Genomic DNA, 24,392 nt, shown 5'->3' with positions numbered 1-24,392 from the left:
ACATGCACGACGAACTTCTCGCCCTGCGCAACCTAGGCAAGACATCCGTCCAGTGGCTGCATGCCTGCGGCATCCATAGTGTCGAAGACCTGCGCAAGCGTGGCGCCGTCGACAGCTATGCCGCCGTCAAGGCCCGCGGTTTCGGCGCCTCGCGCGTATTGCTGTACGCCATCGAAGGCGCCCTTCTGGACTGCCAGTGGCAAAGGCTACCGGCCACAGTCAAAGCCGAGCTGAACCGGGAACTGGAAGCTTTTTTGCGCAACCGGAGCTAGCTCACATCCTCCGATTCGTACCGTTTACTCCCCCCCGCGCCACGCCTATCGTTCGCCCATTGCCCCTTCGCCCCACCCGTTCGCTCAAGGATTGTCGACATGTACCTACTCGGCGAGCAACCTGCCTATGCAGACCAACTGATTCAGCGCCTGCAGGGCATCCCAGCCCAACTGCTCGAGGGACTGGCACCGGCTGGCCCGGCGCTGGAATGCCGCCGCACCGACGACCTCGGCGCCGAGCTGCCGGAACAGCAGCTGTACCTGATCGAGAGCGGCCTGCTGCATGTGCTGATCGACGACAAACCGCTGTGCTACCTGCACGAAGGCGACCTGCTCGGTCTCTATCAGGGTCGCGAGCTCCCGCCATGCCGCTACCGCAGCGATGAGCCGGTGCTGCTCGTGCCCTACTCGCGCAGCGCGGCGTTGGGCCACATCCACGCCGCGCCTGAGCGCCAGGAGCTGTTCGTGCAGTACCTGGCGGGGCAGACGGCGCTGCTATCCGATGCCCTCGCACGCTTCAGGCAGCCAGAGCTGCGACCGACGACGGGGTTCCAGCATTTCGCGGCCGGAGAAGAGCTGATTCGCCAGGGGGACGAAGCCGACAATGTCTTCATCATCATCGAAGGGCGTGCGGATGCCATCGTCGATGGGCACAAGGTGGGTGATGTGCAGAAGGACGAGATCTTCGGTGCGATGGCGGTATTCACTCAGGAAAAGCGCAGCGCCAGCGTCATCGCCAGCGAACCCTGTACGGTGATGGTCATCCCCAAGGAGCAGTTCATCGGCCTGGCCCAGAGCAATCCGCGGATTGCACACAGCCTGATCGAGAGCATGGCCCGGCGAATCGATCTGCTGAACAAGGAGCTGACGCAGTTGCGATTCGCCACCGTGGCGTGACGAAAGGTGCATCCGAGTGCTTGACTCGCTAATGAGAATTGTTATTATTACCTCAACTGATCGCGAGATCAGCCGGTAACTGAAAGCCTAGGCAGTCGGACTTTCGGGTTATCTCCTCATCAGGCTAATCACGGTTTTTGACCCGGCACCCGCCGGGTCTTTTTTTTTTTGCCTGACGAAACGACTCAGGGCTTTCCGCCGTCGGCCGCGGCCTTGAAGCCCGCACAGTGATCCTGCTCCGGCAGGCCCGGGGTGAACCAGACAAAGTCTGCCTGCCGCGGCTCGACCGGCTCACCGACCTCGGCAAGCATCACCACCAATGGGGCTGGCCCACCCAGGTCGGCAATATGCAGCGGCACACCGACATCGCGGCGCGCATGGAAGCCGCCCGCCAATAACAGGGCCGGCGCCGGCGCGGCCAATAGCCGCTCGGCCATGCGTCGATCACGTTGTTGCTGTATGCCGACCATCGCAGGCACCTGAGTGTCGGGCAACATGCCGCAATGCGACTGCACGATCTGCGCCGTCAGCGCCTCGATCACCGCCCGCCGGGACGAGGCTCTGCCGGGTATCGGCACAGGGGAACGGTAGAGTTCCACTATCTCGCTTCGGTCCAGATTGGCAGCCAGCAGCGGGTATGGCTGAGCAAGCGCATAGCTCACCAGCGATCCGTAGAGATTCCACGGCCAGCCTTCAGACCAGTCCAGCCGGGCGGGCAGATCGGCAGGCCTGTCGCCGCGCGCCAAGTCCGCTCGCGCCTGATCAACCCGGGCCTGCTGTGCCGGAACGATCATTTCCAGCAGCACGCTGCCCTGCGCGCGCTCGTGCGCAAGCGCCTGCAGGAGCCAGAGCTGGAGGCTGTGATGGTCTGGATTGTCGTGGCGCTCCCCTACGATGACCCGCTCGGCGGGCGCTAGCCGTTCGACCAGCTGCCGGGGATCGATCGCCTGCCCCGTACGCAAGTCGACGATGCGCCCGACCTCGCTGTGCTCCAGCCCCTCGGTCGCCTGCCACTGCGGCAAGACCGGAGCTGACGAACTGCACGCGGCCAGTAGCAAGCACAACAACGAAAGACAGCGACGCATCGAGACACCTCACAAGCGAACGTACGGGACTGCCGGCGACTATCGCATGCGCAGCGCCGGACAGCATCCGGGGCGATTGCCGCGACCGCAGCGAAGCGGATAATGCGTTCTTTTGCGCGGGAGCCCGAAGATGATTCGTCTCTGTCCTGGCCACGAAATAGGCGAAGGCCAAAGCCGCGGCTTCGAGCTGCCCGAGCTGCGGCTGGTCGCGGTGCGGCGCAATGGCAGGGTGTATCTGTACGAAAACCGCTGCCCTCATCGCCAGCTACCGCTGGAATGGCAGCCGGATCGTTTTCTCGACGACAGTGGCAGCCTTTTGCAATGCGCGAGCCACGGCGCGCTGTTTCTCATCGAAACCGGGCTCTGTGTCGCGGGCCCTTGCGAAGGCCGTGCGCTACGGGCATTGCCACACATAGAGGAACGAGGCTGGATCTGCCTGAAAGAGGAAGGCCGGGATGACGACTGACCGCGCGCCATGCTGGACGAGCTTGGGTATGATGCCGCGCACTGTTTCAGGTGGAACGACCATGCGCCGTGTGCTGACCCTGCTGTTTCTGCTGCTCTTGCCCCCGCTGACCCAGGCAGGGCTGTTCGATAAGCAACCGCCCGCGCTGGGAACGCTGAACAACAGTGCCGACTTCCTTCCGGTTCGCGAAGCCTTCCGCCTGAGCGTCACCCAGAGCTCCCCCAAACAAGTGAAGCTGCGCTTCATCGCCGCGCCTGGCTACTACCTCTACCGGCATCGGTTTCAGTTCACCACGACCACCCCCGGCGTGACCCTGGGCGAAGCTCAACTGCCTAGGGGGGAGCAGAAGACCGACGACTACTTCGGCGAGGTCGAAGTGTATTACGGCGTGCTCGATGTAGAGCTGCCGGTCAGCAACCCCGACAGTCGGTCATTCGGTCTGCGTGTCAGCTACCAGGGCTGCGCCGACCAGGGGCTTTGCTATCCGCCAGAAACCGAGATGCTCACCATTGGCGACGAGCCTCCGGCAGGCGAGCAGACCCAGGCTGCGAGCACCGATGGCGAGCCGCTGCTGCGCTCGGTGCTGCTGTTCTTTCTCGCCGGCCTCGGCCTGACCTTTACCCCCTGCGTACTGCCCATGCTGCCGATTCTGTCCGGCGTGGTCCTGCGCGGTCAGCCAAGCACCGGCCGCAGCCTGGCGCTTTCGCTGGCGTACGTACTGCCAATGGCGACTGGCTTCGCGTTGCTCGGCGCGCTGATGGGGCAGTTCGGCGCCGAACTCAACCTCCAGGCCAGGCTGCAATCGCCCTGGGTACTGGTCCCGTTTGCACTGTTCTTCGTCGCCTTCGCCCTTGCCATGTTCGGCTTGTTCGAACTGCGCCTGCCGCAGGCGATCAGCGCCCGGCTGGATGGTCTCGCCAACCGTGCCCGGGGTGGATCGATTGCCGGCGCCGCGCTATTGGGCGCCGTCTCCAGCCTGCTCGTCTCGCCCTGCGTCTCGGCGCCACTGGCCGGCGCGCTGCTGTACATCAGCGCCAGCGGAGACGCCCTTGGCGGTGGTCTGAAGCTGTTCGCACTGGGTCTGGGCATGGGCACGCCGCTGGTCCTGTTCGCAACGGGCGGTAGTGCGCTGCTGCCCAAGAGCGGGCCTTGGATGGTGCAGGTGCGCAACGCCTTTGGCGTGCTGCTGCTGGCCGTCGCCGTGTGGATGCTCGAACGCATCCTGCCCGGCCCGCTCGCATTGGCACTGTGGGGCACGCTCGCGGCCGGAACGGCGATCTTTCTCGGTGCGCTCGAATTCGTACCCAAGACCTCGCCTCGCAAGCTCGCACAGCTGGCAGGCCTGGCGCTGCTGGTCTATGCCCTGGCCGCCTGGGTCGGTGCGCTGCAGGGAGCCGACGACCCATTGCGTCCGCTGGCACGCGCGCTGCCGACCGAAACGGCGGAAACGACCGATCGGTGGCATAGCGTTTCCACCCCCGAAGAGCTGCAGCGCCAGTTTGCGGCCGCCAGACAGGCGGGCCAGCCGCTGCTGCTCGACTGGTATGCCGACTGGTGCATCAGCTGCAAGGTGATCGAGCGCGAGGTGTTTCGCGCCACGCAGATCGCCCCGCGCCTGAACGGTTACCGCCTGGTTCGTTTCGACATCACCGAGAGCAATGCCGAGCAACGCGCTCTGCTGGACCGCTACCAGTTGTTCGGCCCTCCGGCGATCCTCTTCTTCGATCGCCAGGGGGCCGAGATCGGCGCCGCGCGAGTGGTAGGCGAACTGGACGCCGGCGAATTCGCCACGAAGCTGGATATCGCCGCCGACCAGCTGTGATTTGCGCGGCGAATTCCAGATATCGTGCGGCCATTTCCGCCGATCGCCACATGACTGGACAGTCAGCCCGGCCTTCATGCATAGTCTTGGCCTTTTCCGGCCGCGGTTCCACGCGCGCCGTGCCAACGAGAAGAACAAGGGACATCCATGGCCACGTTTCTGGTCCTTCACGGCCCGAATCTCAATCTGCTGGGTTCGCGTGAGCCCGGCGTCTACGGCGCCGTTACCCTGGCGCAGATCAACCAGAACCTCGAGCAGCGCGCGCGCGAGGCCGGCCATCACCTGCTGCACCTGCAGTCGAACGCCGAATACGAACTGATCGAACGCATCCACGCTGCGCGCGACGAAGGCGTGGACTTCATCATCATCAATCCCGCCGCGTTCACCCATACGAGCGTCGCATTGCGTGACGCGCTGCTTGCGGTGAGCATCCCATTCATCGAAGTGCACCTATCCAACGTGCATAAACGGGAACCCTTCCGCCATCACTCCTATTTCTCCGACGTAGCGGTTGGAGTGATTTGCGGCCTCGGCGCCAGCGGCTATCGCCTCGCCCTGGATGCCGCCCTGGAACACATCGCAGCTTCCTGACCGGCGACGCACCTGTCAGCCTCGGGAGACTGCGAACGGCAATGCCCTCTGAACTTAGCCTGGGAGTCAACGCTTCATGGATATTCGCAAAGTCAAGAAACTGATCGAACTGCTGGAAGAGTCGGGCATCGACGAGCTGGAGATTCACGAAGGTGAAGAATCCGTTCGCATCAGTCGCCACAGCAAGCAGATGGCCGTGCAGCAACCGGTCTATGCGCCGGCTCCCGCGCCGGTCGCTGCCCCGGCACCTGCTGCCGCACCCGCCGCAGGCGAATCGGCGCCGGCCGCGCCAAAGCTGAACGGCACCGTGGTTCGCTCGCCGATGGTCGGCACCTTCTATCGCGCCTCTTCGCCGGAAGCCAAGCCTTTCGTCGACGTCGGCCAGACCGTGAAGAAAGGCGACATCCTCTGCATCGTCGAAGCCATGAAGATGATGAACCACATCGAGGCCGAGACCAGCGGCACCATCGAATCCGTCCTGGTGGAAAATGGCCATCCGGTTGAGTTCGATCAGCCGCTGTTCACCATCGTTTGAACCGCCGGGAGCCAACGATGTTGGAAAAAGTACTGATCGCCAACCGCGGCGAAATTGCGCTGCGCGTACTGCGCGCCTGCAAGGAGCTGGGCATCAAGACCGTCGCGGTGTACTCCACCGCCGACCGTGATCTGATGCACGTCTCGCTGGCCGACGAGTCGGTGTGCATCGGCCCGGCGGCCTCCGCCAAATCCTACCTGAGCATTCCGGCCATCATCGCGGCCGCCGAAGTGACCGGCGCCGACGGCATCCACCCCGGCTACGGCTTCCTTGCCGAGAACGCCGACTTCGCCGAACAGGTGGAAAAGTCCGGCTTCACCTTCATCGGCCCGACCGCCGACGTCATTCGCCTGATGGGCGACAAGGTCTCGGCCAAGGATGCGATGAAGAAGGCCGGCGTACCGACGGTGCCGGGCTCCGACGGCCCACTGCCGGAAGACGAGGAAGAAGCGCTGAAGATCGCCCGCGAAGTGGGCTATCCGGTGATCATCAAGGCCGCAGGCGGCGGCGGTGGTCGCGGCATGCGCGTGGTGCACAAGGAAGAGGACCTGATCGCCTCGGCCAAGCTCACCCGTAACGAAGCTGGCGCTGCCTTCGGTAACCCGATGGTTTACCTCGAGAAGTTTCTGGTCAATCCGCGTCACGTGGAGATCCAGGTACTTGCCGACGGCCAGGGCAACGCCATCCACCTGGGCGACCGCGACTGCTCGCTGCAGCGCCGCCACCAGAAGGTGATCGAGGAAGCTCCTGCGCCACTGATCGACGAAGAGGCTCGCCGCAAGGTCCAGGCCCATTGCGTGCAGGCCTGCCTCGACATCGGCTACCGCGGCGCCGGCACCTTCGAGTTCCTCTATGAAGACGGCAACTTCTACTTCATCGAGATGAACACCCGCGTCCAGGTCGAGCATCCGGTCACCGAAATGGTCACCGGCGTGGACATCGTCAAGGAAATGCTGCTGATCGGCGGCGGCCAAAAGCTGTCGATCACGCAAGAAGACGTGGTGATTCGCGGCCATGCCATCGAGTGCCGGATCAACGCCGAGGATCCTCGCACGTTCATGCCGAGCCCGGGCAAGGTGAAGCACTTCCATGCGCCCGGCGGCAACGGCGTTCGCGTCGATTCGCACCTGTACGACGGCTATGCGGTACCGCCGAACTACGACTCGCTGGTAGCCAAGCTGATCACCTTCGGCGGCAGCCGCGACGAGGCCATGGGCCGGATGCGCAATGCCCTGGACGAACTGATCGTTGACGGCATCAAGACCAACGCCCCGCTGCATCGCGAGCTGACGCGCGATGCTGGCTTCTGCAAGGGCGGCGTGAACATCCATTACCTGGAAAAGAAACTGGGTATGGACAAGCACTGAGCCACAGGCCCGGCGCTGCAAACAGAGGCTGCCTTCCGGGCGGCCTCTGTCGTTTTCGCAACCCCTCGCTGCACTGGCCGCGCTGCACCCTCTCCAGTAAGCTTGCCCGCCATCCCTGCCCATCCCGAAGAGGCCTCCCATGTCCTGGCTGCAAGTCCGACTCGCCATCACGCCCGAGCAGGCGCCCGAACTGGAAGACCAGCTGCTGGAACTCGGCGCCGTTTCGGTCACCTTCATGGATGCGGAGGACCAGCCCATCTTCGAACCCGACCTGGGAACGACGCCGCTCTGGACCCACACGCACCTGCTCGCCCTGTTCGAGGATGACACCGACGGCGACTCGCTGCTCGCGCATCTCGCGCTGCTGCGCGGCGGCCAGGTGCCGGAGCACCAACTCGAGCGCATCGAAGACCAGGACTGGGAGCGTAGCTGGATGGACAACTTCCAGCCCATGCGTTTCGGCAGGCGCCTGTGGATCGTACCGAGCTGGCACGAAGCACCGCAGCCCGAGGCGGTCAATCTGCTGCTGGACCCCGGCCTGGCCTTTGGTACCGGCACCCACCCCACCACCGCCCTCTGCCTGGAGTGGCTGGACGGCCAGCCCCTTGGCGGCTGCAGCGTGCTCGATTTCGGCTGCGGCTCGGGCATCCTCGGTATAGCCGCCTTGCTGCTCGGCGCCGCTTCGGCGCGCGGCACCGACATCGATCCACAGGCGCTGGAGGCCTCGCGCGACAACGCCGGCCGCAACGGCTTGGCGGCCGACGCTTTCCCGGTCTACCTGCCGGCCGACCTGCCGCAAGAGCCCGCGGACGTCGTGGTTGCGAACATCCTTGCCGGCCCGCTGGTCGAGCTGGCACCGACCATTACCGCACTGGTCAAAAAGGGTGGGCGCCTGGCGCTGTCCGGGATTCTGGCCGAACAGGCCGACGAGGTCCGCAGTGCCTACCAGGCCGCGTTTGATCTTGACCCGACGGCCGAAAAGGATGGCTGGGTGCGAATCAGCGGCGTGCGCCGCTAACGGCAGCGCTGCCGGATCAGCCATCGCCTGCGCTAGACTAGCCGGCATTTTCCTGCGGAATCGTGCATGACCAGCTTCATCACCCAGTGCCCTCACTGCAGCACCAGCTTCCGCGTCAGCAGCACCCAGCTGACTGCCGCGCGCGGCATGGTGCGTTGCGGCGCCTGCCTGGAAGTGTTCAATGCCGCGCACGCGCTTTCGCAGGATCCGCAGAGTGGGCAACCGCAGCAAAGCCCCCTTGCCGAGGCGCCCACGCAAGCTCTGGCGCCTGCAGCTGCCGCGCCCGGCGCCGGCCCCGACAGGGCTGCCCAGGACGACTCGCAGTGGATCCACGACGACCTTGACCTGGACAACCTGGATCTCGATGAAGAACTGGCCAAGCTCGAAGCTCAGGAGCGCGCACTCTCGCGAGACCTCAACGAGCTGACCGAAGCCAATACCCTGACGGCTCGCCCGCTCGCGCAGCCACCACACCCGGACGAGGCCTGGGCCGAAGCGCTGCTGGCCGAGGAACAGCGCGACGACACCAAAGCACCGCCCGCCGCCAGCCCCTTTGCCAATGACCGACTCACGCCGGCTGATCGCAACACCGCGACCCCCCCGGCACCACTGACTCGCCCCGCTGCGCCATCCAGCGCGGCCCCGCTCGAGGAACGCATCGAGCCCGCACTGAGCACGACGGCGCTTGAAACGCAGGGTTCCGACGACGAGCAGACGGCCATTGAGCACTCCCGACAGGAGCCCGACCTGCCAAGGGGCGACTTGTTCGAACTCGAGGAAGAGCCGTTGCAGCTCGACTGGCGCGAGCAACGCAAGCCGTGGGGACGCTGGTTGGGCTGGGGACTGCTGAACCTGCTCGCTGCGGGCGGCCTCGCCGCTCAGTATCTGGTCTACAACTTCGACGAACTGGCACGGCAGGATCGCTACCGTCCCTGGTTCGAACTGGCCTGCCCGTCGCTAGGCTGCACACTGCCATCACGCGTGGACATCAGCCAGATCCGCAGCAGCAACCTGGTGGTGCGCAGCCATCCGGACTTCGAGGGCGCGCTGGTGGTCGATGCCATCCTCTACAACCGCGCCCCCTTCGCCCAGCCCTTCCCACTGCTGGAGCTGCGCTTTGCCGATCTCAACGGCAAACTGGTCGCCAGTCGCAGCTTCAAGCCCGGCGAATACCTCGCCGGCGAACTGGCCGGCCAGCATGAGATGCCGCCGCAGGTCCCTATCCACATCGCGCTGGATATCCTCGACCCGGGTGCCAAGGCGGTCAATTACAGCCTCAGCTTCCAGTCCCCGGAGTGAACTGGCGGCGCGCCAGGCGCCGCCAACAACTTCTGGCGATAAGCTTTCGGCTGCTCAGAATTTGTTCAGAACGACCTTTAACCCGTCATCCGGAGCGGGTATTATGCCCACCCTTTTTTGCAGTCCCGATCGACCTAACAAGCAGGCTCCAGGCAGGGAATCTACATGTCAGCGGTACGCATCGGCCCTTACACCTTACCGAATCGCCTGATTCTCGCGCCCATGGCCGGCGTGACCGATCAGCCGTTCCGACGCCTGTGTCGTCGCTTCGGCGCCGGCATGGTGGTCTCGGAGATGCTGACCAGCGACGTGCGCCTTTGGCACAGCCGCAAGTCCCGTCTCAGGCTGCAGCACGCAGGCGAGCCCGAGCCCCGCTCGGTCCAGATCGCCGGCGGTGATCCGCAGATGCTGGCCGAGGCGGCTCGGCGCAACGTCGAAATGGGCGCCCAGATCATCGACATCAACATGGGCTGCCCGGCAAAGAAGGTCTGCAACAAGGCCGCCGGCTCCGCCCTGATGCGCGACGAAGCCCTGGTCGCGCAGATTCTCGAAACCGTGGTCGCGGCCGTCGACGTTCCGGTGACGCTGAAGATCCGCACCGGCTGGGACCGCGACAACCGCAACGGCGTGGCCATCGCGCGCATCGCCGAACAGGCGGGCATCTGCGCACTTGCCGTGCACGGCCGGACCCGCGCCGACCTCTACACCGGCGAGGCCGAATACGAAACCATCGCCACCATCAAGCAGAGCATCGGCATTCCGGTGTTCGCCAACGGCGACATCGACTCTCCGCACAAGGCACGCGAAGTGCTGGCCCGAACCGGCGCCGACGGTCTGTTGATCGGCCGTGCAGCCCAGGGCCGCCCCTGGATCTTCCGTGAGATCAATCACTTCCTCGAACACGGCACGCTGCTGCCGACGATCGGTGTCGAGGAACTGCGCGGCGTTCTGCTAGAACACCTTGATGCGCTGCATGCGTTCTATGGCGATGTGATGGGCGTACGCATCGCCCGCAAGCACGTCGCCTGGTATCTCGAATCACTGCCGGGCGCACGCGAGTTCCGCGCCCGGTTCAATCGTCTGGACGACAGGCTGGCACAAGGACTGGCCATTCAGTCCTTTTTTGCCGAGCAACGCTCAGGGCCCAACGCGGAGGATGGACAGGGGGAGGCCGCATGACGCTTTTGAACGAAACCTTGGTAACTGGAACAGCATCCGTGAGCGACAACCTGAATCTCAAGCAGCACCTCAGCACGCCGAGCGACGCGGGGCAGACCCTGCGCGGCAGCGTCGAGAAAGCGCTGCACAATTACTTCGCCCGCCTAGAAGGGGCCGACGTCACGGACGTGTACAACCTGGTGCTCTCCGAAGTCGAAGCGCCCTTGCTGGAAACCGTGATGAATTACGTCAAGGGCAATCAGACCAAGGCCTCCGAGCTGCTCGGCCTGAACCGAGGCACCCTGCGCAAGAAACTCAAGCAATACGATCTGCTTTAACGAGGGCCGCGTGCCGCCGAACGCGGGTCCCCGCGCGCGTGCAGCCTGTCGCCCGTAGCCTGCAGTCCCATTCTGGAACCGTTATGACCGACCAAACCACTCGCCTACCCGTTCGCCGCGCACTGATCAGCGTTTCCGACAAGACCGGTGTCGTCGACTTTGCCCGTGAGCTCGCAGCACTCGGCGTCGAGATCCTATCCACCGGGGGCACCTTCAAGTTGCTGCGTGACAACGGCGTGGAAGCAGTGGAAGTTGCCGACTACACCGGTTTTCCGGAGATGATGGATGGCCGGGTCAAGACCCTGCATCCGAAGATCCACGGCGGCATCCTCGGCCGTCGTGACCTCGACGGCGCGGTCATGGCCGAACACGGCATCCGGCCCATCGACCTGGTGGCGGTCAACCTGTATCCGTTCGCGGCCACCGTTGCCAAGCCGGGCTGCACGCTGCCGGACGCCATCGAGAACATCGATATCGGCGGCCCGACGATGGTTCGCTCGGCAGCCAAGAACCACAAGGACGTCGCCATCGTGGTCAACGCCGACGACTACGCGAGCGTGCTCGATAGCCTGAAAAACGGTGGCCTGACCTACGCCCAGCGCTTCGACCTGGCGCTCAAGGCGTTCGAACATACCGCGGCCTACGACGGCATGATCGCCAACTACCTGGGCGGCATCGATCAGGGCACCGATACGCTGTCCACGGACAATCGCAGCCTGTTCCCGCGCACCTACAACATGCAGTTCGTCAAGGCGCAGGACATGCGTTACGGCGAGAACCCGCACCAGCAGGCCGCCTTCTATGTCGAGAAGCCCGATGAAGCCTGCGTCGCCACGGCCCGCCAGCTGCAGGGCAAGGAGCTGTCGTTCAACAACGTGGCCGACACCGATGCCGCGCTCGAGTGCGTGAAGAGCTTTACCAAGCCGGCCTGCGTGATCGTCAAGCATGCCAACCCGTGCGGCGTCGCGGTCGTACCGGAGGACGAAGGCGGCATCCGCAAGGCCTACGACCTGGCCTACGCTACCGACAGCGAGTCGGCATTTGGCGGCATCATCGCCTTCAACCGCGAGCTCGACGCCGAAACGGCGAAGGCCATCATCGAGCGGCAGTTCGTCGAAGTCATCATCGCGCCAGTGGTGGCGGCCGAAGCGCGCGCCGTCGTGGCCGCCAAGGCCAACGTCCGCCTGCTCGAATGCGGCCAGTGGCCGGCCGAGCGCGCACCGGGCTGGGATTACAAGCGCGTCAACGGAGGCCTGCTGATCCAGAGCCGCGACATCGCCATGATCACCGAGGCCGACCTGAAGGTCGTGACCCAACGTGCGCCGACCGAGCAGGAACTGCACGACCTGATCTTCGCCTGGAAGGTAGCCAAGTTCGTCAAATCCAACGCCATCGTCTATGCCAAGCACCGGCAGACCGTCGGCGTCGGCGCCGGACAGATGAGCCGGGTCAACTCAGCACGGATCGCGGCCATCAAGGCTGAACACGCGGGGCTGCAGGTGCAGGGTGCGGTCATGGCTTCCGATGCGTTCTTCCCCTTCCGCGACGGCATCGACAACGCGGCCAAGGCCGGGATCACCGCAGTGATCCAGCCAGGCGGCTCGATGCGCGATGAGGAAGTCATCGCGGCAGCCGACGAGGCCGGCATGGCGATGGTATTCACCGGCATGCGCCACTTCCGTCACTAAGGTGGCATGGCCGCGCTGAAGCAGACGCCCGGGTTGTTGCGGACGACTTCGCTCATGCTCATTGCCAGTCGGCAACTGCGCTTGAGCGAAGCCCTCCGCGCCTGGCACCGACCCGACGCCATCGCGGCCCGGATAGATTTCGCAAGAGCAACAGCTTTCGTAGGGTGGACAGCCGCCGCTGTCCACCGATCGGGCCACGGGCCCGACTCCCGCAGGAGAATGCAATGAACGTATTGATCATCGGCAGCGGTGGCCGCGAGCACGCCCTGGCCTGGAAGGTGGCGCAGGATCCCCGCGTCGAAAAGGTTTTCGTCGCCCCGGGCAACGCCGGCACGGCGCTGGAAGCCAAGTGCGAGAATGTCGCCATCGACGTGCTGGCCATCGAGCAGCTGGCCGATTTCGCCGCGACCAATGTCCAGCTCACCATCGTCGGCCCCGAGGCACCGCTGGTCAAAGGCGTAGTCGACCTGTTCCGCAGTCGCGGCCTGTCGATCTTCGGCCCAACCGCGGGAGCCGCCCAACTGGAAGGCTCCAAGGCTTTCACCAAGGACTTCCTCGCACGCCACGACATCCCCACCGCGGCCTATCAGAACTTCACCGAAGTCGAACCCGCACTTGCCTATCTGCGTGAACGCGGTGCACCGATCGTCATCAAGGCCGATGGCCTGGCCGCGGGCAAGGGCGTGATCGTCGCCATGACGCTGGCCGAAGCCGAGGAGGCGGTACGCGACATGCTCTCGGGCAACGCCTTTGGCGACGCCGGCGCGCGCGTGGTGATCGAGGAATTCCTCGACGGCGAGGAAGCCAGCTTCATTGTCATGGTCGACGGCGAGAACGTGCTGCCGATGGCGACGAGCCAGGACCACAAGCGTGTGGGCGATGGCGATACCGGCCCGAACACCGGGGGCATGGGCGCCTATTCACCAGCCCCGGTGGTCACGCCCGCAGTGCACCAGCGCGTGATGGACGAGATCATCTACCCGACCGTGCGCGGCATGGCCGCCGAAGGCAACGTCTACACCGGGTTCCTCTATGCCGGTCTGATGATCGACAAGTCGGGCGCACCGAAGGTCATCGAGTTCAACTGCCGCTTCGGCGATCCGGAAACCCAACCGATCATGTGCCGGCTGGAGTCGTCGCTGATCCTGCTGATCGAGGCCGCCCAGGCCAAGGCGCTGAACAAGGTCGAAGCGACCTGGGACCCGCGCCCGACCCTGGGTGTCGTGCTGGCAGCCGGCGGCTATCCGGGCGACTACGCCAAGGGCGACGTGATCGACGGGCTCGACGAGGCGGCAGCGCTGGACGGCAAGGTGTTCCATGCCGGCACCGCGCTCGACGCCGAAGGCCGGGTGGTGACGGCCGGCGGTCGTGTCCTGTGCGCCACGGCGATCGGCGAAAGCGTCGAACAGGCCCAGCAGCAGGCCTATCGCCTGGCTGAAAAGATCCGCTGGAACGGGATGTTCTATCGCAAGGACATCGGCTATCGCGCCATTGCGCGTGAGCGGTCCGACCGCTGAGCGGGCGCCTTTCGCAAATACGGGCGAAGACGCATCTGATGGCGTCTTCGCCCGATTACAGGCCGGTAGCCGCGTGACTATAATCCGCCGTCACACTCGAGAAGGGACTTCGGTCGTGGGGCGGTTCTGGATTGTCATCGCGTTGTTCCTGAGCCTGCTGGCAAACGCGGACGTGTTTGCAGCCCCGGCGTCCGACGCTCGTCTGGAAGATGAGGCCGGGCAGACCTGGCGCATGCTGATCGATCGCTCTGCGCGCCTGTCACTCGAAGAGGTCGCCGTACAGCGCCCGCTGTTCCAGCGACTCGATGCCCGTGCGTTCAGCGCGCCGGCCAGCGAGCAGGCGGTCTGGCTGCAGGTCAACCTGCCCCCCTTTGCCCAAGCCCATTGGCTCTGGCTGTATGCCCCGCGCATGCAGTACGTGGACTTCTACCTGCTCAACAACGGCCAGATCGAACGGCACACCGCCACCGGAGAGCTGCGCCCGCTCAGCTCCCGGCCGTTACCCGATCGCGCCTACCTGTTCGAGTTGCCGAACGACGGTGAGGTACGCACGGCTTACATACGCCTGCAGTCGAGCCATCCGATGATGACCTGGTTCCAGGTGCTGGATGAAGCCGGCCTGGTCAAGCAGGCCAATCCGGCCTACCTGTTCGGCGCCCTGTTCGGTGCGCTCGGGCTGCTGGTGATCTATAACCTGGCGCGCTTCGCCTACACCCGCAGCTACAGCCATGTCTGGCTGGCGCTGACCCTCGCCGCGATGCTCTGCTGCGCGGTCGCCAACCTCGGCTTGCTCGCCACCTGGGCACCGCGACTGGTCTACAGCCAGCCGTTGATCGCCGACCTTTCGACGCTGGCCGGCTGCGTCGCCCTGCTCGGTTTCACCATCGCCTTCTTTCATCAGCGCAGCCGACCCTGGTGCAACTGGCTACTGGGCCTATCGTTCAACCTCTGCCTGGCGCTGGCAGGCGCGATCATGCTTGGCCCCTGGCTGTGGAACGTCTGGCTGATCTACGGACTGGTAGCGCTTGCGGTGTTCGCCTGCTTTGGTGTCGCGACCTATCACTGGCGCGATGGCTACGCTCCGGCGCGCCTGATCAGCATCGGACTGGCGCTGTTCGGCAGCACCTATCTGTTCTTCCTGCCCGCGCTGCTGGGGCTGGAGCAGTTCAAGCCAGGCCTTTTGACCGGCGGGTTGTTCAGCGCAGCGATGTCGTGCGGCCTGCTGTTGAGCCTCGCCCTGCTCGAACGCCAGCGCCAACTGCTCGCCGACAGCCGTACTCGCCATACCGCCCTGGCAGTGATGAGTGCCGAGCTGCGCACCAAGGCGGATTTCCTCGCCCGCGTCAGTCACGAGATCCGCACGCCGATGAACGGCGTACTCGGCATGAGCGAACTGCTGCTCAACACTTCGCTCTCGGCCAAGCAGCGCGACTACGTGCAAACCATCCATAGCGCCGGCAACGAGCTGCTGAATCTGATCAACGAGATCCTCGACGTCTCCAAACTGGAGAGCGGCCAGATCGAGCTGGAAGAGGTCCAGTTCGACCTCAGCGCGCTGATCGAGGACTGCCTGAACATCTTCCGGCCCAAGGCCGAACAGCAGCGAATCGAACTGGTCAGCCATATCCATCCGCAGTTGCCGGTGATCATCACCGGTGACCCCGGAAGGCTGCGCCAGGCGCTGCTCAGCTTGCTGGAGAACGCGTTCCGCCAGACCGAGGCAGGCGATCTGCTGCTGACCTCCTCGCTGGAGCATTCCAACGGCAAGCCCAGGCTGCGCATCAGCCTGCAGGACAGCGGTAAGCCGCTGGAAAGCCATGAGCGCAACGCCCTGCTCAACGCGTCCCTGGACAATCACGAGCTGCTTGCAGCCTCCAGCCATGGCGGCCGGCTCGGCCTGGTGGTAGCGCGCCAGCTGGTGCAACTGATGGGTGGCGAGCTGGGCATCCACAGCGACGACGCCGGCAATGCCGTGTGGATCAGCCTGCCGCTGAACGCCGACGACCTGCTGCATGCCTCCGCCGAATTCGACCGCACCCTGCAGGGCACCCGTTTGCTGGTGGTCGATGACAACGAGACCTGCCGCAAGGTCCTGGCGCAGCAATGCACCAGCTGGGGCATGGAGGTCAGTGCCGTGGGGTCCGGGCGGGAAGCCTTGGCCCTGCTACGCACCAAGGCGCATCTGAAGGATTACTTCGATGCGGTGCTGCTCGATCAGGACATGCCAGGCATGAACGGCATCCAGCTGGCGAGCAAGATCCGCGAGGATTTCAGCCTGACCCATGACCTGTTGCTGATCATGCTCACCGGCATGAGCAGCGCGCCGACCAAGGTCGAGGCGCGCAATGCCGGGATCAAGCGGATCCTGGCCAAGCCGGTGGCCGGCTACACCCTGCGCACGACCCTTGCCGAAGAGCTTGCCCAACGCCACAAACGCGAGGAGCGCCCGGCGCCGCCCGCACCGACGCTGCCGACAGCCACCGAAGTACCGACCGATTTCCGCATCCTGGTCGCCGAGGACAACAGCATTTCGACCAAGGTCATCCGCGGCATGCTCAACAAGCTGAACCTGACGCCCGACACAGCCAGCAATGGCGAACAGGCGCTGCTGGCGATCAAGGAGCAACCCTACGACCTGGTGCTGATGGATTGCGAAATGCCGGTCATGGATGGCTTCGAGGCCACCCGCCAACTGCGCGAGTGGGAAGCCAGCGAGGGGCGCCCACGCACGCCGGTGGTGGCGCTGACCGCGCATATTCTCAGCGAGCATCGGGAGCGCGCCCGGGAAGCCGGCATGGATGCGCACATGGCCAAGCCCGTCGAGCTCTCGCAGCTGCGCGAGCAGGTGGAGCACTGGGTGCAGTTCAAGGAGTCACGCGTCTCGTCCGAGACGCACTGATCGCGGCGCTCAAGCGACGATGTCGCTGATGACCAGGCCGCTCGCTGGCCGGGACGGCATGCGGGTCTCGTCGACGCGCAGATCCTGTTCGGGCACCCGGTAATCCATCCGCTGTGTCAGCAGGCGCACCGCAGCCTTGGTCAGCTCGATCGCCGGCCGCTCACCCGGGCAGCGATGCCCTTGTGCCAGGTCCCCGCCACCCTGGGTCAGAAAGCTGTAGGCGTTGCCCTCCCAGCCAACGAATCGTTCGGGGCGGAACGCTTCAGGATCGGCCCAACTGCGCTCGTCGCGGTTGGTGCCGTAGAGGTCCAGCAGAACCCGAGTGCCCTTGGGAAAACGAAACCCACGCCAGTAAAAGTCCTCGCGAACTCGCGCGGCGGTAAACGGGAAAAAGGCGTGCAAGCGGCGCACTTCCTGGACGAAGGGCTCGACCATCCCGTCGTCCTGCCGCAGCCGCTCTCGCCACTGCCGATGCCGGGCCAGCTCCAGCGCGGCGAAGACGATGAAGCGCGATACCGCCACGGTCGGACGCAGCAGGTTCAGAAGCTCGACCGCGGCCGTGGCCAGCGGCAGCAGCTGGCCATTGGCCTCACGGTGCCAGGCCAGCGTCGCCAGCGCCGAAGCCGGCGATGCCTCGGCGCGACGGACCGAGGCGAGCAAGCCGACCGCCCAATGTTCAGCCTCACGCCGAGAGCGGCGCGCGTGCCAATGCCTCGCACCGATGCCGCCGGCACCCTCGATCAGCGCGGTCAGTTGTTCACATCGTTGCCCTACCTCCGCTTCCGGCAGCGGCACGCCCGCCCAGGTGCAGACACTGCGGGTGAGCAATTCCTCGACAGCCGGAAGCAATGTCACCTGCCCCGCCGCGCGCCACCGGGGCAGCGCCGCCAGCCACTGCTGCTGGAACAGCGCAACCAGCGCCTGCACCTGCTCGGCCCCGAGCAACTGGAGAAACATACCCTTGCGCTGCCGATGAGCTTCATCATCGAGGCCTTGCACGCCACCCTGGCCGAACAACGTCTTCTGCAACATCCGCGGAGCCGCGCCGGCGCGTTCGAAGCGACGCTCGTCATAGAACAGCCGAGCCGCTTCTTCGCCGCTGATGCACAGCGTGTTCTGCAGCAACAGGCGCACCTGGAACACGTCACTGTGCAGTCGCCGGCAGCGTTTCTGGATGAAGGCGTTGCCGTCGCTGAGCAACGCCAGCGAACCTTCGATTCGTTCCTCGCGTGGAATTTCGCTCATGGGTCTGTCCCGGCTCATTTCTCATGCTGACCATGCCCATCCGCGGGCGTGCCCGTGCGGCGACGGGCTGCAGGCTGCACTGAACAAATCCGGATTGCCGCTGCCGATCTAAGCAGCACTGGCCGAATCGAACACTTACGTGCATGCTTTGCGCCCCTGCCGGGCAAAGCGCCATATATCCAGACGCCGGACCTGCCGTAGCGAGGAGCCCCAATCGATGACGAGACGAAGCGATGTCGCCTGGACCCTGATCGGGCTCGTGGCGGTACTGCTGTCCGGCTATCTGCTGTACGAAGAGGTTCGCAACATTTCCCTGGCCGAGCTGGCCGACAGCCTGCGAGCCATTGCCCCCATGCACTGGCTGGCGGCGGCCTGCGCCACGGCCGGTGCCTACTTCGCACTGGCCTGGTACGACCGCATCGCCATGCTCCACCTGGGCAAGCGAATCTCCTGGTGGTTCATCACGCTCTGCTCATTCACCACCTACGCGCTGGCACACAACATCGGTGCTTCGGTGTTTTCCGGTGCCGTGGTCCGCTACCGGGCCTACCGCAGCAAAGGCCTGACACCGCAGGAAATCGGCATCCTGATCGTTTTCTGTTCCTTGACCTTCGGCCTGGGCACGCTGTCGGCCGGCGGCGCGGTACTGGTGCTGAAACCCTCGGTACTCGATCGCATCGTCGAGGTGCAGCCGGCGGTTGCGATCGGCATCGGCACCTCGCTGATGGGGCTCGTCGGGCTCTACATATTCGGTGCCTGGCGCCAGCTGCGCCCCCTCAAGCTGGGCAAGTGGCAGGTGGAGTATCCACGCCTGAGGGTGGTGGCCCGTCAGCTGCTCGCCGGGCCACTCGAGCTGCTCTGCGCCGCGGCGATCATCTACGTGGCATTGCCGGTGGAGAACAACCCGGGTTACCTCACCGTTCTCGGCGTCTTCCTGGCATCGTTCTCGCTGGCCTTGCTATCGCATGCACCCGGCGGGCTCGGCGTGCTGGAGGTAACCTTTCTCGCCGCCATGCCCGAACTGGCCACTGCCGATGTGCTGGCCGCGCTCATCGTCTTCCGTGTGCTCTATCTGTTGCTGCCCTTTGCGCTGGCCATCTTTGTCGTGCTCGGCTTCGAGATAGGTCAGTGGTCCGATCGCCGCAAGCCGCCAGCGGGATGAACAAAACGCGAAGCGGGGCTGGCGACTCGACCCGACACAGGCGATCATGACCGCCCTCGAACGCGACACACCGACATGAACGACACTTCCACCGCCCAGACCGAGCACCAACCTCGCCCGCTGATCGACATGGCGGTCAGCATCGTCATCCCCTCGATCATCCTGATGAAACTCAGCGGCGAGCATCGTCTCGGCGCCGATGGCGCCCTGGTGCTGGCCCTGGCCTTCCCGCTGGGGTGGGGCCTGTGGGAGCTGGTGCGCTATCGCAAGTTCAACTGGATTGCCCTGCTCGGGCTGGTCAGCGTGCTGCTCACCGGCGGCATCGGGCTGTTGCAACTGAATACGCGCTGGCTGGCCATCAAGGAAGCGGCGGTGCCCGGGCTGATCGGGCTCGCGGTCCTGTTCTCCACGCGCACTCGCTATCCGCTGATCCGCACCATGCTCTACAACCCGAAGGTCATCAACGTCGCCAGGGTTCATGAACAACTCGAGACCAAGGGGCAGACCGAGCACTTCGAGAAGCGCCTGCAGCGGGCGACCTACTGGCTGAGCGGCACCTTTTTCTTCTCGTCGGCCATGAACTACGTGCTGGCCAAATGGATCGTGCACAGCCCGGCCGGAACCGAGGCGTTCAACGAAGAACTGGGGCGTATGACGCTGCTCAGCTACCCGATGATCGCCATCCCCAGCATGCTGATGATGATGGCCATCTTCTACTACCTCTGGCGCACCATCCATGGCCTGACCGGGCTATCGCTGGAGGAGATCATGCACGCCCCCCACGAGCGCAAGTAGCGGGCGTGCCTGGCGTCAGAACACCAGCTTGAACAGGCCGATCACGACAATCAGGCCAATGATGAAGATGATGCCAGCAGTGCCACCGATGAACTTGAGCATGGGTACCTCCTTCACAGTCGTCATCCGATGGACAGCGAACGCCGTGCCGGCGTTCTCTCGAACTCACGCCGTCAGCCGGCGAGCAGATGCATCCAAAGTGGCAGGCTGACCGCCGCGACCACGGTCGAGAGAAACACCGCCGAGCCGACCGGCCGGGTGTCGTCGGCATGCCGAACGAACGCCAGCACGTTCACCCCGCTCGGGCAGGCCGCCAGTAGCACCAGCACGCTGCGCGCCTCCATGCTCAGCCCGGGCAGCAGCCCCGAGAGCCACCATACCGAGAGCGGAAACAGCCCCAGCTTGATCACGCTCAGCACGAACGCCGCCGGACTTGGCCGCAATCGATAGCGCGCCAGACTCAACCCCAGCACCAGCAGCGCACAGGGTAGCGCCGCCTGGGCCAGCCAGCCCGCCAGGCGCCAGAATGGCTCGGGTAGCTCGAGCCCCGACAGGTTGAGCAAGGCTCCGGCAACCAGGCCGACGATCAGCGGATTGGCCAGATTCTTCAGCAGCGCGGCGCCACTGACGCGCTCGCCGGAACCCAGCGCCACGTAGAAGCTCTGCAGCGAAAACAGAATCAGGCTGTGGAATACGAGAATGGCGAACACGAAAACCAGGCTTTCGCTGCCCAGCAATGTGCTGACCAGCGGAATGCCGACCAGCACGTTGTTCGAATAGGCGGCGGTGAGACCGAGCGCCGTGGGACGACCGCGCAGCCGATGCGCCACCAGGTTGACCAGGACGAATACCAGCAGCACCGGCGCGAAGTAGGCGACCAGCAGCATCGGCGACATGCCTTCGCCCAGCTCGGCCCGGGCGATGCCGTTGAACAACACGGCCGGCATGAACAGTTTGAAGGTCAGCGACGCGAGGCCGGAACTCCCCTCCGTGCTCAACCAGCCGCGCCGCCCGATCAGCAGGCCCAGGGCAATCAAGGCGAAGATCGGCAGAATCGCTTGAACCGCTACCATGCAACGCTCCCGCCGCTCAGTACAAAGTTGGCAAAAGCGTCAAGAATACCGGTCGCGCCGCGCAGGCGCATCCTTGCTGGCGTGCGAATCAGGCGAGCGAGGCGTGTGCGCTGCGTGCTGACGCCATGGACAAGCGCTCCAAGACGTCGGCGAGATCCTGCCGCCAGTCGCGCTGGGCTATCCCGAAGGCTTGCTCCAACCGGCTGCAGTCAAGCACTGACCAGGCCGGCCGCTGCGCGGGCGTAGGGTAGTCGAGCGTCGCGATTGGGCTGACCTGCGGCAGCTGCGCAAGCAGCCCGAGCCGGCCGGCCTGTCGAAAGATTTCTTCGGCGAACTCGTACCAGCTGCACGGCGGCGAGCCGCTGTAGTGGTAGAGGCCCCAGGCCAGCGAGCCCTCCCGGCCATAGCGGCGCGCCAGCTCGAGTAGCACCTCGGCGATGCTGCCAGCCGCCGTCGGACCACCCATCTGGTCGCTGACCACACCCAGCGCGTCGCGCTCGCCACCCAGACGCAGCATGGTCTTGACGAAGTTGCGCCCATGAAAGCCGTAGACCCAGCTGGTGCGCAGGATCAGATGCCTGTCCAGACATTCGCGTATCGCATCTTCGCCGGCCAGCTTGCTGGCACCGTAGACGCCGGTAGGTCGCGTGGGGTCGCTCTCGCGATAGGGCGCCCGACCATCACCGGCGAAGACATAATCGGTGGACAGATGCAGCAGCGGAATGCCGGCGCGCGCAGCAGCGTCGGCAAGGTGACGCGGGCCGTCTCGATTGACGGCGAACGCCTGCTCGACCTCCGTCTCGGCATGATCGACATGCGTATAGGCCGCCGCATTGATGATCAGTTGGGGCTGAAGCTGCCAGAGATCACGCTCGATCTGTGCCGGGCAGCCGATATCGAGCTGCTGGCGGCTTCGCCCGATCGCCGTCATGCCGAACGCCGCCGCCCTCTCGACCAGCTCGCGGCCGACCTGCCCGCTCGCGCCACATACCAGAATCCGCATCGTGTAATTGCCCCGTCGATGACACGCCCGCTGCCAGCGTGCGCCTTGGAATGATTGCCGAGCCAGCCGACCACCCCGAGCCGACGTAGCCCTTCGTCCCGCTCGTTTATCGACCGTCAGGCTGCTTGCCGGAGCTGCTTTCAACCGATCTCCGCACGCAGCCTCGTTGAGGCTCGCAAACGGCCGCTTTGTTCCGCGCCCGTATCATTCAGCTACAACTTTGGTCGCAAGCTTGAGTATCAGAGGAGCACCGGCACCCGCCGCGCCAGACGGATTTCCTCGGGAGACAGCTCCGCCGCATAGGCGAGCACCTCGACGCCGGCCGCCCGCGCATCCTGCAGCGCCGCATGGTAAGCCGGATCGATCTCCCGGGCGGCGCGGACCGCCTCGACGTCAGTCAGATTCACGCAGTACAGCAGCACCGCCCGGACACCCGCACGCGCCTGGGCCGCGAGCTCTCGCAGGTGCCGCGCCCCCCGCGCGGTGACCGCATCGGGAAAGGCTGCGATCGGGTCGTCGGCAAATCCAAGCGTGACGCTTTTGACTTCCACATAGACCTCGCCGCCGGGAAAGCTCAATTGAAAGTCCACTCGGCTCTTTTCCTGACCATAAGCGACCTCCCGCCGCAGCGCGGTAAAGCCATCCAGCTCGGCGATCACACCGGCGAGCAGCGCTTCTTCGACCAGCCGATTGGCCCGCGCCGTATTCACGCAAGCCAGGCGACCATGTGGCGTCTGCACCAGCTCCCAGGTGCCCGGCAGCTTGCGACGCGCATCGTTATGGCGGGAAAACCATACGCGCGCGCCCTCCCCCATGCAGTTGAGCATCGAACCGGTGTTGGGGCAGTGGATGCACAACGGCTCGCCGCCATCGGTCAGCACGTCGGCGAAGAAGCGCTTGTAACGACGAACCAACGTGCCCGTCTCGAGCGGCTGCGGGTAACGCATCAGGGCCGCCAGCTCTGCAGGCCACGGGCGATGCGCGCCACCGCCTGCTCCAGCACCGGCAGCGCCTGGGTATAGGCGAATCGCACATGGTGCCCGGCCTGGTAACGACCGAAATCGAGACCGGGCGTGATGGCGACGAACTCGGTTTCCAGCATGTGCTGACAGAATCGGTAGGCATCGCCGCCGAAGGCGCGGATATCGGCATACAGATAGAAAGCGCCCTGCGGCTCCACCGCTATCACGAAGCCCAACTCGCGCAGCGCCGGCAGCAGGAAGTCACGACGCCTGGCGAACTCGGCGCGACGCGCCTCGAGGATTTCCAGCGTCGGCGCCTCGAAACACGCCAACGCCGCATGCTGGGCCATGCTCGGGGCACTGATGTAGAGGTTCTGCGCCAGCTTCTCCAGCTCCGGCACCGCGGCCGGCGGGGCGACGAGCCAGCCCAGCCGCCAGCCGGTCATGCCGAAGTACTTGGAGAAACTGTTGAGTACGAAGGCCTGGTCGTCGACTTCCAGAACACTGGGCGCGTCCATGCCGTAGGTCAGCCCGTGATAGATCTCATCGACCACCAGGTGGCCGCCGCGCGCGCGCAATGCAGCCGAAAGCGCCGCCAGCTGTGCGCGATCCAGCACCGTGCCGGTGGGATTGGCTGGCGAGGCCACCAACGCGCCGACGCTGGCGGCGTCCCAGTGGCGCTCGACGAGTTCGGGCGTCAGTTGGTACTGGCTCTCCGGGCCGACCGGCACCAGCTGCGCAGCCCCTTCGACCAGGCGCAGGAAATGCCGATTGCACGGGTAGCCGGGATCGGCCAGCAACCAGTGCTTGCCCGGATCGACCAGCAGGCTGCTGGCCAGCAACAGGGCACCGGAGCCACCGGGCGTCACAAGAATGCGTTCGGGGTCTATGGTTAAACCATGGCGCAGCCCATAAAAGGAAGCGATCGCCTCGCGCAGCTGCGGCAAGCCTCGCGCGGCGGTGTAGCGGGTGTGGCCGGCCGCGAGTGCCGCCTGCCCCGCCGCGACGATGGGCGCCGCCGTGGTGAAGTCGGGTTCGCCGATTTCCAGGTGAATGACGTCATGGCCCTGAACCTGCAGCTGATTGGCCCGGTCCAACAACGCCATGACATGAAAGGGTTCGATCGCACGGCTGCGTGCGCTGAAAGACGAGGTCATCGGACCTACCTGATCGGTCAAAACAGGGATTCTAACCAAGGCC

23 protein-coding genes are annotated in these 24,392 nt (G+C 65.0%); 16 read left to right on the top strand and 7 right to left on the bottom strand.

The genetic code is table 11. The features are described 5' to 3' along the window. The first annotated feature begins 2 nt into the window (after positions 1-2). Both AC0KXH_RS04610 and AC0KXH_RS04605 read left to right on the top strand, forming a co-directional pair. The gene (locus AC0KXH_RS04610) at positions 3-272 is read left to right on the top strand and encodes a TfoX/Sxy family protein (RefSeq protein WP_041111141.1); all 270 of its coding nucleotides are present in this window, start codon (positions 3-5) and stop codon (positions 270-272) included. A 99-nt stretch (positions 273-371) separates the two neighbouring features. Continuing rightward, a complete protein-coding gene (locus AC0KXH_RS04605; protein ID WP_061336850.1) occupies positions 372-1,169 on the top strand; it encodes a Crp/Fnr family transcriptional regulator in 798 nt (265 codons plus the stop codon). Between the two features lie 185 nt (positions 1,170-1,354). Here AC0KXH_RS04605 and AC0KXH_RS04600 read toward each other — a convergent pair whose 3' ends face one another. Continuing rightward, a complete protein-coding gene (locus tag AC0KXH_RS04600; RefSeq protein ID WP_488224237.1) occupies positions 1,355-2,254 on the bottom strand; it encodes a ChaN family lipoprotein in 900 nt (299 codons plus the stop codon). Between the two features lie 130 nt (positions 2,255-2,384). On the opposite strand from AC0KXH_RS04600, the gene AC0KXH_RS04595 reads away from it, so the two are divergent. The 12 genes from AC0KXH_RS04595 (at position 2,385) to AC0KXH_RS04540 (ending at position 16,952) form a co-directional block, all read left to right on the top strand. Beyond that, the gene (locus AC0KXH_RS04595; RefSeq protein ID WP_200628013.1) at positions 2,385-2,720 is read left to right on the top strand and encodes a Rieske (2Fe-2S) protein; all 336 of its coding nucleotides are present in this window, start codon (positions 2,385-2,387) and stop codon (positions 2,718-2,720) included. 61 nt (positions 2,721-2,781) lie between these two features. Next, complete coding sequence (locus AC0KXH_RS04590; RefSeq protein ID WP_488224236.1) at positions 2,782-4,542, top strand: protein-disulfide reductase DsbD; 1,761 nt, start codon at positions 2,782-2,784, stop codon at positions 4,540-4,542. Between the two features lie 147 nt (positions 4,543-4,689). After that, positions 4,690-5,133 carry a type II 3-dehydroquinate dehydratase gene (gene aroQ / locus AC0KXH_RS04585; protein WP_041111149.1) on the top strand — a complete coding sequence of 148 codons (444 nt, stop codon included), beginning with the start codon at positions 4,690-4,692 and terminating at the stop codon, positions 5,131-5,133. Positions 5,134-5,209: 76 nt separating this feature from the next. Beyond that, the gene (gene accB, locus AC0KXH_RS04580) at positions 5,210-5,668 is read left to right on the top strand and encodes an acetyl-CoA carboxylase biotin carboxyl carrier protein (RefSeq protein WP_041111150.1); all 459 of its coding nucleotides are present in this window, start codon (positions 5,210-5,212) and stop codon (positions 5,666-5,668) included. A gap of 17 nt (positions 5,669-5,685) precedes the next feature. Further along, a complete protein-coding gene (gene accC, locus AC0KXH_RS04575) occupies positions 5,686-7,035 on the top strand; it encodes an acetyl-CoA carboxylase biotin carboxylase subunit (protein ID WP_041111152.1) in 1,350 nt (449 codons plus the stop codon). Positions 7,036-7,174: 139 nt separating this feature from the next. Further along, positions 7,175-8,053 carry a 50S ribosomal protein L11 methyltransferase gene (gene prmA / locus AC0KXH_RS04570; protein ID WP_488224235.1) on the top strand — a complete coding sequence of 293 codons (879 nt, stop codon included), beginning with the start codon at positions 7,175-7,177 and terminating at the stop codon, positions 8,051-8,053. Between the two features lie 66 nt (positions 8,054-8,119). Next, the gene (locus AC0KXH_RS04565) at positions 8,120-9,352 is read left to right on the top strand and encodes a DUF3426 domain-containing protein (protein WP_488224234.1); all 1,233 of its coding nucleotides are present in this window, start codon (positions 8,120-8,122) and stop codon (positions 9,350-9,352) included. A gap of 165 nt (positions 9,353-9,517) precedes the next feature. Beyond that, entirely contained in the window at positions 9,518-10,531 is a 1,014-nt protein-coding gene (gene dusB, locus AC0KXH_RS04560) for a tRNA dihydrouridine synthase DusB (RefSeq protein WP_488224233.1), read from the top strand. After that, complete coding sequence (gene fis / locus AC0KXH_RS04555) at positions 10,528-10,848, top strand: DNA-binding transcriptional regulator Fis (protein ID WP_041111160.1); 321 nt, start codon at positions 10,528-10,530, stop codon at positions 10,846-10,848. The genes dusB and fis overlap by 4 nt, the downstream gene beginning before the upstream one ends. A gap of 83 nt (positions 10,849-10,931) precedes the next feature. Further along, on the top strand, positions 10,932-12,536 hold the full coding sequence (gene purH, locus AC0KXH_RS04550; protein ID WP_200627998.1) for a bifunctional phosphoribosylaminoimidazolecarboxamide formyltransferase/IMP cyclohydrolase: 1,605 nt from the start codon (positions 10,932-10,934) through the stop codon (positions 12,534-12,536). Between the two features lie 224 nt (positions 12,537-12,760). Then, on the top strand, positions 12,761-14,053 hold the full coding sequence (gene purD, locus AC0KXH_RS04545) for a phosphoribosylamine--glycine ligase (RefSeq protein WP_041111164.1): 1,293 nt from the start codon (positions 12,761-12,763) through the stop codon (positions 14,051-14,053). 115 nt (positions 14,054-14,168) lie between these two features. After that, positions 14,169-16,952, top strand: a complete 2,784-nt coding sequence (locus AC0KXH_RS04540) for a hybrid sensor histidine kinase/response regulator (RefSeq protein ID WP_376749474.1) — start codon at positions 14,169-14,171, stop codon at positions 16,950-16,952. A gap of 9 nt (positions 16,953-16,961) precedes the next feature. On the opposite strand, the gene AC0KXH_RS04535 is transcribed toward AC0KXH_RS04540, so the two are convergent. Next, complete coding sequence (locus tag AC0KXH_RS04535; protein ID WP_488224232.1) at positions 16,962-18,197, bottom strand: cytochrome P450; 1,236 nt, start codon at positions 18,195-18,197, stop codon at positions 16,962-16,964. A gap of 217 nt (positions 18,198-18,414) precedes the next feature. Between AC0KXH_RS04535 and AC0KXH_RS04530 the strand changes: the two genes are divergently transcribed. After that, positions 18,415-19,359 carry a lysylphosphatidylglycerol synthase transmembrane domain-containing protein gene (locus AC0KXH_RS04530; RefSeq protein ID WP_488224231.1) on the top strand — a complete coding sequence of 315 codons (945 nt, stop codon included), beginning with the start codon at positions 18,415-18,417 and terminating at the stop codon, positions 19,357-19,359. A gap of 75 nt (positions 19,360-19,434) precedes the next feature. Next, positions 19,435-20,154: a VC0807 family protein gene (locus tag AC0KXH_RS04525; RefSeq protein ID WP_041111172.1), complete on the top strand. Its 720-nt coding sequence runs from the start codon at positions 19,435-19,437 to the stop codon at positions 20,152-20,154. Positions 20,155-20,169: 15 nt separating this feature from the next. On the opposite strand, the gene AC0KXH_RS04520 is transcribed toward AC0KXH_RS04525, so the two are convergent. From AC0KXH_RS04520 to AC0KXH_RS04500, 5 genes are all read right to left on the bottom strand, one after another. Further along, a complete protein-coding gene (locus tag AC0KXH_RS04520; RefSeq protein ID WP_446678052.1) occupies positions 20,170-20,271 on the bottom strand; it encodes a small membrane protein YohP in 102 nt (33 codons plus the stop codon). Between the two features lie 56 nt (positions 20,272-20,327). Further along, positions 20,328-21,227 carry an AEC family transporter gene (locus tag AC0KXH_RS04515; protein WP_061340557.1) on the bottom strand — a complete coding sequence of 300 codons (900 nt, stop codon included), beginning with the start codon at positions 21,225-21,227 and terminating at the stop codon, positions 20,328-20,330. 88 nt (positions 21,228-21,315) lie between these two features. Next, entirely contained in the window at positions 21,316-22,230 is a 915-nt protein-coding gene (gene rfbD / locus AC0KXH_RS04510) for a dTDP-4-dehydrorhamnose reductase (RefSeq protein WP_488224230.1), read from the bottom strand. A gap of 239 nt (positions 22,231-22,469) precedes the next feature. Further along, on the bottom strand, positions 22,470-23,177 hold the full coding sequence (sfsA, locus tag AC0KXH_RS04505; protein WP_041111178.1) for a DNA/RNA nuclease SfsA: 708 nt from the start codon (positions 23,175-23,177) through the stop codon (positions 22,470-22,472). Continuing rightward, positions 23,177-24,349 (bottom strand): pyridoxal phosphate-dependent aminotransferase, encoded by a 1,173-nt coding sequence (locus tag AC0KXH_RS04500; RefSeq protein WP_043218791.1) that lies wholly within the window; start codon positions 24,347-24,349, stop codon positions 23,177-23,179. The genes sfsA and AC0KXH_RS04500 overlap by 1 nt, the downstream gene beginning before the upstream one ends. Positions 24,350-24,392 lie beyond the last annotated feature (43 nt).

This window comes from Stutzerimonas sp. CXK-1, from assembly GCF_057738225.1.
This window is presented reverse-complemented; position numbering and strand designations above follow the sequence as displayed.